Here is a 12,281-nt window from a genome sequence, read left to right on the forward strand (position 1 = left end):
GAGGCAAATCGGCAATGGACGAAGAGATGAACAACGAAATGGCGAATGTGAAGGAGTTTAACGTTGATGATATCGTCAGCGGAAAAGTAACGAAAGTGGAAGAAAAACAAGCGTTTGTAGACGCTGGATACAAAGTAGACGGCATCATTCCGATCAGTGAAATTTCCAGCTTGCACGTGGAAAAAGTATCGGACGCTTTAAATGAAGGTGACGAAGTGGAGCTAAAGGTCATTAAATTGGAAGATGACGAGCTTGTCCTTTCCCTTCGTGGGGCACGTGCCGACAAAGCGTGGGCATCTTTGCAAGAAGCATTTGAGCAAGGGGATTTGATCGAAGCAGAGGTAGCGGAGATTGTCAAAGGGGGCCTTGTCGTTGACGTAGGGGTCCGTGGCTTCATTCCCGCATCGCTCGTTGAACAGCATTTTGTCGAAGATTTCTCTGAATACAAAGGGAAGCAACTGGAACTTAAAATCATTGAAATTGATCCGGAAGATAACAAGCTGATCCTTTCGAGAAGAGCAGTGCTTGATGAAGAAGAAGATCACCGGAAAAAAGAAGTGCTTAATAATCTCGAAGTCGGCGCGGAAGTGACGGGGAAAGTCCAACGGTTGACTTCTTTCGGCGCATTCGTCGATGTCGGCGGGGTTGATGGATTGGTTCATATCTCGCAGATGGCCCATCACCGCGTAGAGTCTCCGGGAGAGATCGTAAAAGAAGGCGAAGAAGTTCAAGTTAAAATTTTGGGCGTTGATCCGGAGAAAGAGCGTGTATCTTTGTCGATTAAAGAAACGCTTCCCGGACCTTGGACACTTATTGAAGGCCAATTTCAACCGGGAGATGTGATTGACGGCCAGGTAAAAAGGCTTGTCTCCTTCGGGGCGTTTGTGGAAGTTGCTCCGGGAGTGGAGGGACTCGTCCACATTTCCCAGATCGCCAACCGTCATATCGGCACACCCGGCGAAGTACTTGAAGAAGGACAAGCGGTTCAAGTGAAAGTGCTTGATATTAACCCCTCGGATCAAAGAATTTCGCTCAGCATTCGCGAGTTGGAAGAAGAAGGAACTACTGAAAGCAAAGTTCAACGAGAATTTGAAGAACCGGAAGAAGACCATACGGGTTTTTCATTTGGTGACATGATTGGTGACCAGTTGGATAAATATCGTAACTAACAAATTGTTTTAGGGCACAAAAGTGAAGCGAAGGCAATCGGCGAATCGTTGGATTCGCCGATTGTTTTCCGCTTGGTAGGTAAGAAAGTATAAATCAACTTTCTTACCTACATAAGTGCAACTAAGGCTTTCGCCATAAAAGCTTGACGACAAGCCAAGTTTTCTAACAGTTGGCAGTCCCCTGTCTATGAATCTTCGTTCCTGTCCATAATGGAGGATGTCCGGACAGGAGGATTCATATGGAATATGCATTATTTTTTTGGTTCGCTTGGATGCTTTGGATTATTGCCACGTTTTTTATGAAGAGAACGAAGAGACAGGCCTTTCTTGCCGCCGCCATTTTGATAACGATCATCTTTGTTCCAATCACATTGACGCTAAGTGTTGTGGAATTATCGGCGGCGTATGGAGTTATTATGATGCTTGCATGTTTATGGACCGGGGTTTTGCCGGCTGCCCACAAATGGAAAGTCATTGTCCTTGCCGCTGCACTCATGCTTTTATATGCAAGTTTTCAGCTCATGGTTTGGTATAACCCGGTTATTTTTCTGCTCGGTGAAACGTGGATACCTGCTGTTGTGCTTTCTTTTGTAATGGTATTTTTTCATGGACATTCGGAAAGCCGGTATCCGTTGGTTCTTTTGGCATTTGCTTTCGGTGAACTGATTGCTGCCGTTACCGTTATGCCGTTAACGGGAAACTTATACTTGGCAGATGTTCATTTTTATAATACGTTGGCCACTGTTCTTGTCCTCCTGGTGTGTTGGCATTGGTTGGAGCAATTTGCATGGAGACTGGTTGGGACGGGCAATGCCAAACGATCAAGCGGCCTACCTTTATAGATGGGGCGTGGCTGAAGGTGAAAAGACGCAGACAGATTGAGAAATAGGAGGAAAGCAAAAAATGTCGAAACCGACCGTTGCGATCGTGGGTCGTCCAAATGTGGGGAAATCCACGATTTTCAACCGTATTGTCGGCGAGCGGATCGCCATTGTTGAAGACATACCGGGGATCACCCGTGATCGTATATATGGAGAAGGGGAATGGCTCAACCGCACGTTTCATTTAATTGATACAGGCGGGATTACGTTTGATGAGGAACCGCTATTGGAACAAATGCGCCAACAGGCTGAAATTGCAATCGAAGAAGCGGACATTATCCTTCTGCTCGTGAACGGGCGTGACGGGGTGACAGCCGCCGATGAAGATGTTTCGAACCTGTTGTACCGTTCAAATAAACCGGTCGTAATTGGCGTCAATAAAATAGATAACCTGGAGATGCAGACGCAAATTTATGATTTTTATCAATTGGGGCTCGGGGAACCTTTTCCAATATCCGGTGCACATGGTCGCGGAATCGGTGATATGTTGGATGAAGTGTTTACTTATTTTCCCGCGAACGATGACGGCGACCTTGAACCTGATACCATCCATTTTGCCGTGATCGGTCGACCGAACGTCGGGAAATCTTCTTTGGTGAACGCGGTTCTCGGAGAGGAACGGGTGATCGTAAGTGAGGTTGCAGGTACGACAAGGGATGCGGTTGATACCGGTTTTACGAAGGATGGCCAAAAATATCGCATTGTCGATACGGCCGGAATGAGAAAACGGGGAAAAGTATACGAAAATACGGAAAAATACAGTGTGTTACGGGCGCAAAGGGCGTTGGAACGCGCGAATGTCGTTCTCGTTGTGATTGACGGCGAGGAAGGCATTATTGAACAGGATAAAAAAATTGCAGGCTATGCCCATGAGTCGGGGCGGGGTGTCATTATCGTCGTAAATAAATGGGACGCGATTTCTAAAGACGGGCGTACGATGGATGAATTTACGGAACAGATTCGCAAAGGGTTCGCTTTTCTTTCCTATGCGCCGATTGCTTTCGTATCAGCCAAAACGACTAAACGCGTTCAAAAAGTTCTCCCCGTCGTCCAGCGCGTGTCGGAAAATCATCAAATGCATGTGCCGACCCATGTGGTTAATGACGTCATTCTCGACGCGGTTTCCATGAATCCGACACCAACCTCCGGGACGAAACGATTGCGCATTAATTATGCCACCCAAGTGGCCGTCGGTCCGCCCACATTTGTTGTATTTGTGAATGATCCGGATTTGCTCCATTTTTCCTATCGGCGATTTTTGGAAAACAGTTTACGGGAGGCGTTCGCATTTGAGGGTACACCTTTAAAGGTCATTGCCCGTAAAAAAAATGACTAGTTTTTAAGGGTCAACACTAAAATCTATGGTTGAAAAATAGATGTAATCATGAACGATGGTAACCGCTGCGGAAAAACACGACGCTTTCCGTGGGCTTGCGTCCAGCCTCCTCGTTAGAAAACTTGGCTTGTCGCCAAGCTTTTATGGCGAAAGCCTTAGTTGCGCTTTTTTCTGCGGGGTCTTCCCGCTGCGTTTTCTCACAGGAGTCTCCGTGTTTTTCCTCCGCTAGCTAGTGTTATCACCATAAATATTCACTGATATCAACGATAGATTTTGATGAAGAGTCGTTTTTAAAGTCGTTTTCTAACACGGATAGGGGAGGGGGAGCCTCAACGATGGATGTACTTATCGCCGGTTTGATGGCTTATTTGTTGGGATCGTTGAGTGTCAGCTATATCATTACGCAAAAGGTTAAAAAAGTGGATATCCGCCAATATGGGAGCGGGAACGCGGGAGCGACGAATACGTTAAGGGTGCTCGGAAAAGGTCCCGCGATTTTGGTGCTTGCACTGGATTGCTTGAAAGGGGTGATCGCCGTTTGGTTCGGTTTTTGGGCTGAAAGCTTATTTAGCGGGACAGGTCTCTCCCTTTTCGAAGGATATGAAGGATGGGCACCGGCAATTAGCGGATTGTTGGCTATATTTGGCCACAATTGGCCGGTGTATCATCGTTTTCGCGGTGGAAAAGGCGTAGCCACCACCATTGGAGTCATCGCGGCATTGATTTTTTTTCCGGCTATCTACGTTGGAATTGTCGCGATTTTGGCGGTAGTGATTACGCGCTATGTATCACTCGGCTCCATCATTTTTGCACTCGCGACCCCGATCCTTCTTTTCGTTATGATGGATTATTATGGACATCCGTGGCCGTATTTTTACCTTGCTTGTATCGTAGGGGCAATGTCTCTGTGGCGGCATCGAACGAATATCCAACGGTTGGTCAGCGGAAATGAAAGTAAACTTGGACAATAATGAGTCATTCAACCAACGGGGGGCTATGTATGGGAGCAAAAAAAGTGGCTGTTTTGGGAGCGGGAAGTTGGGGAACCGCTCTCGCGATTGTTCTTGCAGATAACGGGCACGATGTTACGATCTGGGCACGGCGTCATTCCCAGGCGAAAGAAATGAATGAGCACAAAACGAACGAACAATATTTAAGCAACATCACGCTTCCGGAAAATATTACGGCGACGACGGATGTGAAAGAGGCGCTTAAGGAGCGCGAGGCGGTTATTGTCAGTGTTCCTACCTCGGGCATTCGCGGGATGACGCGCCAATTACTTGAAGCTCATATGGAAATCCCGCTTATCGTTCACGCTACAAAGGGGATCGAACCGGATACACTTTTGCGGGTATCGGAAATGATGGCGGAGGAAGGCATGCACAAATTGAGTTCCAATTTGGTCGTGTTGTCCGGACCGAGTCATGCCGAGGAAGTGGCGAGCCGGCAACCGACGACGGTCACCGTTTCATCGCAAGTGATGGACGCTGCCAAACGCAGCCAAGACTTGTTTATGAACACCCAGTTTCGTGTATATACGAGCCAAGATATGGTCGGGGTAGAATTAGGCGGAGCTTTAAAAAATGTGATGGCTCTCGGGGTTGGACTTGCCGAAGGCTTGGGGTATGGAGATAACGCCAGGGCGGCAATCATGACGAGAGGAATCGCCGAAATGACACGCCTTGGGACAAAACTCGGGGCCGATCCGCTAACATTTTCAGGTTTATCGGGACTTGGAGATTTGATTGTCACTTGCACAAGCAAATACAGCCGAAATTGGCGCGCCGGCTATCGGTTGGGCCGAGGGGTCTCACTCGATCAAGTGCTTGAGGAAATGGGAATGGTCGTGGAAGGCGTGAAAACGACACAAGCCGTCTCGCAATTGGCAGAAAGAGAAGGGGTGGAAGTCCCTATCACAACCGCGATATATGATGTTCTTTTTAATGGCCAATCGCCGGTCCGGGCCGGACAATTACTCATGGACAGAGACCCTAAAAAAGAAACGGAGCATATCGTTGAATGGTAATTTTCTTTTTAAGACCCCCATGCAGCTGACGCTGCATGGGGGTCTTAAAGTGGAAAAAAGAAGATCGCTTTTTTCTTCGGGGTCTTCCCACTGCGCTTTTCCACAGTCTCCGTGTTTTTCTTTCGCTAACTCGTTTCTTTGGCCTATTGTTTAATTATTTTAAACCTAAATTTTCCTGAATTATTCATACTTCCAAGTGAAAGCGGAATGAAACATCAAATCCCACCATTATTCGGTTTTGTTCACAAAAATGAGGCGTAATAATTGAAATTGTAAAGAGGTACAATGACAACCGCTGAAAAATGCCCTTTTTTGGACATACGTCTCCCTTGGTCTTGAAAAGGCTTTTAAAAAAATGAGGAGCGATTGCATGTCACTCTAGTTTTAGCCTTTGAATGCGATTGAGCACATGCCAGAAAAAGGTTTCATAGACAAAACTTGAAGATAGTTTGAAATAAAGCGAACGCCCTGATTTCACCAATTTGCTTGCCACTTTAATGACCTTCGATCGTATGGTTTGGATTTGCATGCTTTTTTGTTCTTTCGGAAAACAAAGCGTGCGCAGCCAGTTCGTTAAATTGTACGCTAACAAGCTGACCATCATCCTTGCTTCGTTGGCCTGAAACGAATGGCTGCTCATTCGATCCAAGTCAAACCCATTTTTGGCTTCTTTGATATAATTCTCCATCGTTCCACGTTTTTGGTAAGAACGGACGATTTCTTTGGGAGAGAAGGCATCGAACAGGTTTGTGACAAAGAAGGCATGCGTAAAGAACAATTCGCCGGCCGGACGTACGGATTGAATGATGACTTTTCGAGGCTTGGCCCATGATTTGGCTTGGTATTCAGTTTCCTCATAATAGCATTCCGTTTGCGTGACGTCAGATGGCGGCGTTGCCGGATGCAGCTCATCGGCAAGCCGTTGCAGATTGGCGTTGGATTTCAAACGAATCACATAATAGACGGATTCGTCTTCACATAACTGATACAGCCCTGGAACCGCAAAGCCACTGTCCCCACGCAGAAATGGGATCGTCTCAGGAAACGTTTCGTTGTAATGGGCAATCAGGGGCTTCACAAAATCCACAACCCCATTGGATGTGTAGACATTTCCCGGGCGTAGTTTGGCTTTCATAAAATCACCGGTCAAGCCATCGAAAGCGACCATTGGGTGAAAGCCGACGGTTCCGTAATGGGCATTGAAAGCTGTTGATTCTTGCTCGCCGTATGTATCGGCATGTGTGGAGTCCAAATCAAAGATAAGACTCTTGGAGCCCCTCACTTGGTGGACTTTATCTAAGAGCTCCTGGTTGGCTTGATTGAGTTGGTCGATCGATGCTTCATTAAATCGCGGGAAAAAGCGAGATAAAGTGGGTTGAGAGGCTAACGCATCCGTTTCAATGATGTGCTTAAACACAGGATCATTTGTTAGTTTATCCGCCGCATCATCTTCAGCATAGCCGGCAATCATCTGGTAAATCTTTTGTCGAAGCATTTGCTCATTCGAATGGACATGGTACAGTCGCTCGTCTTTCAGATGCAGATGTTTATCCAAGGTGCGAAAGAAACCAAGTTTTTCATCGAACTCTCGAAATAAGATCTCACCTGTATCAGAGGAAAGAGCACCTCCATCATTCGACAGCTTCATTTTGCGATTGAAATCCAGGGTTACTTGCGTTAAAGTAGTCATTAGAAGAATCCTTTCTGTGGTTATTTTTTCCTTGATTTAACTCTAACAGAAAAGGATTCTTTTTTCATTTATTAGATGACTATTCATTTTAGCTGTATGCCCTATGATCAGGGGATTAATCATTCATTTGCGAATTTCTGTGAATATATCAGGATTTTGATGTTGGTTCGTTTACTTTTGTTCAATAATTCGTGTGCGATTGAGGCATACTTTATGTATTAGTTTTCATACTACTCTGTGTTTTTCCAATTACCAGTAACGACCGCAAGTATAAGCCAGGGCTCAATAAATAAGTTAATCAAAACATGAGCAACAATCGGTGCAAGTATATTTCGATCCGCAACTATATACAAAATGGCAAGTAATCCACCAAGGGCTATCGTAGCCAATATAGCCGGAAGAGCAATCTTCAAATCTCCTCCAAGTAACACCCACGCGCTATGTCCCAACCCGAAAATGATGGCTGACGCTAGCACTTGTATAGTTAGTGAAAAATCTAAACTCATTAGCCAATCCATCAATATTTGTCTAAATAAAATCTCTTCTAAAGTACTGGAAACGATTGCAATCCATATACCGATCACTTTAAGCCATGAAATTGTAAATAGGTTCTCACGTACAAAAGGAATCACTCTAGCAGTGTACATAATATATCCAATTGCAATTACAAAAGTTAGTATCCAAACAATCGGATTATTAAAAGTTTCAGGGTTAACTCCTAATCGATGCTCAATAAATTGTTGATTATCTCTTAAATACATAAACATAAGCCAAAAAGTAAGAAAAGATGAGATGCCTGCCAGTATGATCGCAGTTTTTTTCTCGTCACGTGTTTTCATTAGACACTCCCTGTAGTAACTCCATTAACTGGCACGACTGCGGTATAACTTTGTACCGACAAATGCCTCTCTTAGAAAAAGCATATCCAAAGGGTTAAATCTTTGCAACCTTTTTTGGACGTCGCGATTTTGTTTTAACACCTGCCACCTGCCACCTCCCACATCCAGAATGGCTCACACCTTTTTCATATCGTCATATAATGGGGATGAGTTATTAAATGGAAAGGGATGAGCGAATATGAATCGCCATGATTCAATCTTTGATCATATTCAAAACAAAACCAATGTTGACCAGGGGGACTTGCAAAATTTAGCAAGCGCAGCACAGGGTGCGAACTTTCAAGATGAGGAATCGGTTAGACAACTCATCCATGATGTTGCGCAAATGGCGGGTGTTCGAGTGTCAAGGGACAAAGAAGAATACTTGGTGCATGCAATTACCAACAACCAGGTTCCCCTTGATTTTGCATCATTAAGCGAATTATTTCGAGATTAGTTCTAACTGGGCGTTCGTCAAGCGCGTTCCGGGGATGTTACGCATAGGATATCAGGAACCATATCCTCAAAGGGTTCCACCTTTTTGGAAGAAAGGTTTAGTTAGCCGGAGATCATTGTCTCCGGTTTCTGTCATTTGGACAACCTGTTTTCTGTTTTGTCACTCATCCCCATGCGCAACCTGTTCATGAAGTCCGAAACTGTAGAAGCCAGCCCCGTTCGGTCGCCATGGAGCAATCATGAAGCCCGAAACAGTAGCCCCGTGCCCCGTTCGGTCGCCATGAAGCGATCATGAAGCCCGAAACAGTAGCCCCGTGCCCCGTTCGGTCGCCATGGAGTGGTCATGAAGCCCGAAACTGTAGAACCGCGCACTGTTCGGTCGCCATGGAGCAATCATGAAGCCCGAAACTGTAGAAGCCAGCCCCGTTCGGTCGCCATGGAGCAATCATGAAGCCCGAAACTGTAGAACCGCGCCCCGTTCGGTCGCCATGGAGCAATCATGAAGCCCGAAACTGTAGAACCGCGCCCCGTTCGGTCGCCATGGAGCGTTCATGAAGCCCGAAACTGTAGAAGCCAGCCCTGTTCGGTCGCCATGGAGCGGTCATGAAGCCCGAAAATGGAGCAGCCCGCGCTACTCGGTCGCCATGACGCGCCATGGATCTGCTATAAGCGGAATGAACCATCCGCCACGGTCGCCATGAAGTAGCTCGCTGTGCTATAATGTGACAGGGTTTAAAGGAGGGTAACTTTGTGAGCGCGTTAGATACAATGTGGCTTTCTTTTGTCGGTTTATTTCTCATGTTCGTCTCCTCCATCACAGCATTGCTCGGCCGTCAGAAATTGTCCGGTTTTTTTCGGTTTCTCGTCCTTGCTTTTTCATTTATTTGCTTATTGGTAGCGGGTATTATCATGCTGGTTGTCGTTCTTCCCGGTTCAAGGGCTGATTTATAAATGGACGAGGATTGGAGGATTCTCCTATGCTGCGGCATTTAAGACCATTCGTCATCTTGTTTATGTGTTTGTTTTTTGTTAGCGGTTGTTTTTATCCCGGGGATGCCGAATCAGATGATCATCGCGGTCATCCACAGGCAGAACAGCTTCAATCGGTGCAAACCGCTGTAGAGGAGTATCAATCTGCTCATGGGGTGCCCCCGATTGATGATTTCGAAGGGGATACCAATCTGTATGAACGTTATCAAGTTGATTTTCAAGCGCTTATTCCCGGCTATATGCAGGAAGCGCCTGCAAGTTCCTTTGAAAATGGCGGCAATTATCACTATACATTGATTAATGTGGAAGAAGATCCGGAAGTGCGGGTCATTGATGCGATGCAATTACAAGAAGCCCGGGATTTTGAGCGAGACATTCGTGAATATGAGCGGGCGAATGAATTTCCCCCTATCGAAGATATGATAGGCCCGGGTGTGTTTTCATTGGATTATGAACGTTTAGGCTATGATGAACAGCCGACGGTAGAGAGTCCGTATTTTGCGACGAGTCTGCCCCTGTATCTCGACGAGAATGGGGAAGTCATCATTGATTACAGCAGCGATTTGAACCGTATCCTTCAAGAAGGCGATCCGGAAATTGAGGATGAAGATGATATTCGCTCGATTTTGACGGATGAGTTTGCCGTGGCCCCTGTATTATCAAGGCCTTACACGATTGAAAACGGAGAACCGGCATTCACGGATAAAAGAGATTAAAGGTATTGTTCTAAACCTCTTTTTTTCTATCTATATATAGAGAGAAAGGGGTTTTTTATATGGCGACTGATCGCCTTTTTTGAAAATAAAAATAAAGACTTCATCCAATAGCGATTGGCGGTTTAGCCAAGGAATTCGAATGATGAACGTCATAAAGATATGGACAACATCATATGATGGAGTAGCAATCACGCATTTCTTTGAACGGAAGTGTATATTTTAGAACGGAGGGGATCTCGTGGAAAAAGTGGATATCTTTAAGGATATCGCGGAACGCACAGGAGGGGATATTTACTTAGGCGTCGTCGGTGCTGTGCGGACGGGAAAGTCTACATTTATCAAGAAATTTATGGAACTTGCCGTCCTTCCGCACATGGATGATGAAACGGACCGTATTCGAACACAGGATGAATTGCCGCAAAGCGCTGCAGGGAAAACGATTATGACAACAGAACCCAAATTTGTCCCCAATACGGCCGTGGAACTGCATGTAGATGAAGGGCTCGATGTCAATGTAAGGTTTGTTGATTGTGTCGGGTATGCGGTGTCCGGGGCAAAGGGATACGAAGATGAGCATGGCCCCCGTATGATCAATACCCCGTGGTACGAGGAGCCAATCCCGTTTCAGGAAGCAGCTGAAATCGGGACACGCAAGGTCATCCAAGAGCATTCAACCCTAGGCGTCGTTGTAACGTCGGACGGGACGATCGGCGAATTGCCGCGGGAAGAATACGTGGAAGCGGAAGAGCGTGTCATCGAAGAATTAAAAGAAGTGGGTAAACCGTTTATCGTCATCGTGAATTCAACGCAGCCCCATCATCCGGATACAAGGGAACTCCAACATCATCTCGAAGAGACCCATGATGTTCCCGTGCTCCCTTTAAGTGTGGAATCCATGTCCGAACACGACATTTACCGTGTACTCAGGGAAGTGCTTTTTGAATTTCCGGTACACGAGGTAAACGTAAACCTTCCCAGCTGGGTCATGGTCCTCAATGAAGATCACTGGTTGCGCAGAGAGTATGAAGAATCGGTAAAAGATACGGTGCGGGACATTAAAAGGCTTCGCGATGTCGACCGTGTCGTTGGCCATTTTGGCGAGGATTACGAATTTATTGACTCCGCTTCCCTCGCGGGGATGGAAATGGGGCTGGGTGTGGCCGATATCGATTTGTACGCGCCGGACGATCTTTATGACCGAATTTTAAAAGAAGTCGTCGGTGTAGAAATACGCGGAAAAGATCATCTCTTGCAATTGATGCAAGAATTCGCCCATGCAAAAAGCGAATACGATCTCGTCTCCGATTCGTTGAAAATGGTAAGGCAAACCGGTTACGGCATCGCGGCTCCGGCCCTTGCCGATATGAGCCTGGATGAGCCGGAAATCATTAGGCAAGGGTCTCGCTTCGGGGTCCGCTTGCGTGCTGTCGCCCCCTCCATTCACATGATTAAAGTGGATGTAGAGTCGGAGTTTGCTCCGATCATCGGTACGGAAAAACAGAGCGAAGAACTTGTTCGTTACCTCATGCAAGATTTTGAAGAAAATCCACTCTCGATTTGGAATTCCGATATCTTTGGCCGATCGTTGAATTCCATTGTGCGAGAGGGGATTCAGGCGAAAATATCGCTCATGCCCGAGAACGCGCGCTATAAACTGAAAGAAACCTTGGAACGAATTATTAATGAAGGCTCGGGTGGGTTGATCGCGATTATTCTTTAATACCGTTCCTCCGTTCATCGGGGGTTCGTTTTTTGTGCGGGAAGGAAAATTTTTCGGGCGAAGTGTATTTCAAACGGGAATGGATCCCTAACTGAAGTCCAGGGCAGCCGTTAGGTCGCCAACGGAAAAAAATAGAACCCTGACCGCGATCACGCGGACACTGCCCTGTCCCGAGTTCCGCCGCTCGGGGGCTTTTTTGGTTAAGGATAAGGAATTCTTGGTTTTCGCTAGAAACACTGGGCAAAAGCTATGCGACTATTTCGTTCAAGATCGATCCCCCCCTAAATATCCCTACATCCCCAAGCAAAAAAACCCCTTATCTTTCCTACATAGTGTTATAATAAAAACAGTGCGTGAAAAGCGCGCATCGATTGCTTTTAAGCATTTGCTATGCTAAAATCTCTAGCGATTAACGATTA

General features: G+C 46.2%; 11 protein-coding genes. 9 read left to right on the forward strand and 2 right to left on the reverse strand.

What is annotated here, in order from left to right; genetic code table 11:
• Positions 1–14 precede the first annotated feature (14 nt).
• The 5 genes from rpsA to HUG15_RS10860 all read left to right on the forward strand — a co-directional run bounded on the left by rpsA (position 15) and on the right by HUG15_RS10860 (position 5,412).
• The gene (gene rpsA, locus HUG15_RS10840; protein WP_200128625.1) at positions 15–1,169 is read left to right on the forward strand and encodes a 30S ribosomal protein S1; all 1,155 of its coding nucleotides are present in this window, start codon (positions 15–17) and stop codon (positions 1,167–1,169) included.
• Positions 1,170–1,408: 239 nt separating this feature from the next.
• Positions 1,409–2,011, forward strand: a complete 603-nt coding sequence (locus tag HUG15_RS10845; protein WP_200128626.1) for a YphA family membrane protein — start codon at positions 1,409–1,411, stop codon at positions 2,009–2,011.
• 61 nt (positions 2,012–2,072) lie between these two features.
• The gene (der, locus tag HUG15_RS10850) at positions 2,073–3,386 is read left to right on the forward strand and encodes a ribosome biogenesis GTPase Der (RefSeq protein WP_200128627.1); all 1,314 of its coding nucleotides are present in this window, start codon (positions 2,073–2,075) and stop codon (positions 3,384–3,386) included.
• A 335-nt stretch (positions 3,387–3,721) separates the two neighbouring features.
• The gene (gene plsY, locus HUG15_RS10855; RefSeq protein WP_200128628.1) at positions 3,722–4,357 is read left to right on the forward strand and encodes a glycerol-3-phosphate 1-O-acyltransferase PlsY; all 636 of its coding nucleotides are present in this window, start codon (positions 3,722–3,724) and stop codon (positions 4,355–4,357) included.
• A 29-nt stretch (positions 4,358–4,386) separates the two neighbouring features.
• Positions 4,387–5,412: an NAD(P)H-dependent glycerol-3-phosphate dehydrogenase gene (locus HUG15_RS10860; RefSeq protein WP_200128629.1), complete on the forward strand. Its 1,026-nt coding sequence runs from the start codon at positions 4,387–4,389 to the stop codon at positions 5,410–5,412.
• Positions 5,413–5,785: 373 nt separating this feature from the next.
• On the opposite strand, the gene HUG15_RS10865 is transcribed toward HUG15_RS10860, so the two are convergent.
• The gene (locus tag HUG15_RS10865) at positions 5,786–7,102 is read right to left on the reverse strand and encodes an IS1380 family transposase (protein WP_200128630.1); all 1,317 of its coding nucleotides are present in this window, start codon (positions 7,100–7,102) and stop codon (positions 5,786–5,788) included.
• A 230-nt stretch (positions 7,103–7,332) separates the two neighbouring features.
• Positions 7,333–7,941 carry a CPBP family intramembrane glutamic endopeptidase gene (locus tag HUG15_RS10870; RefSeq protein WP_200128631.1) on the reverse strand — a complete coding sequence of 203 codons (609 nt, stop codon included), beginning with the start codon at positions 7,939–7,941 and terminating at the stop codon, positions 7,333–7,335.
• A gap of 238 nt (positions 7,942–8,179) precedes the next feature.
• On the opposite strand from HUG15_RS10870, the gene HUG15_RS10875 reads away from it, so the two are divergent.
• The 4 genes from HUG15_RS10875 (at position 8,180) to spoIVA (ending at position 11,862) form a co-directional block, all read left to right on the forward strand.
• On the forward strand, positions 8,180–8,437 hold the full coding sequence (locus HUG15_RS10875) for a stage VI sporulation protein F (protein ID WP_200128632.1): 258 nt from the start codon (positions 8,180–8,182) through the stop codon (positions 8,435–8,437).
• A gap of 749 nt (positions 8,438–9,186) precedes the next feature.
• Complete coding sequence (locus HUG15_RS10880) at positions 9,187–9,387, forward strand: DUF2768 domain-containing protein (protein ID WP_246476578.1); 201 nt, start codon at positions 9,187–9,189, stop codon at positions 9,385–9,387.
• 26 nt (positions 9,388–9,413) lie between these two features.
• On the forward strand, positions 9,414–10,142 hold the full coding sequence (locus tag HUG15_RS10885) for a hypothetical protein (RefSeq protein ID WP_200128633.1): 729 nt from the start codon (positions 9,414–9,416) through the stop codon (positions 10,140–10,142).
• Between the two features lie 238 nt (positions 10,143–10,380).
• The gene (gene spoIVA, locus HUG15_RS10890; RefSeq protein ID WP_200128634.1) at positions 10,381–11,862 is read left to right on the forward strand and encodes a stage IV sporulation protein A; all 1,482 of its coding nucleotides are present in this window, start codon (positions 10,381–10,383) and stop codon (positions 11,860–11,862) included.
• Positions 11,863–12,281: the final 419 nt, after the last annotated feature.

It is taken from the genome of Salicibibacter cibarius (assembly GCF_016495725.1).
Taxonomy (GTDB): Bacteria; Bacillota; Bacilli; order Bacillales; family Marinococcaceae; genus Salicibibacter; species Salicibibacter cibarius.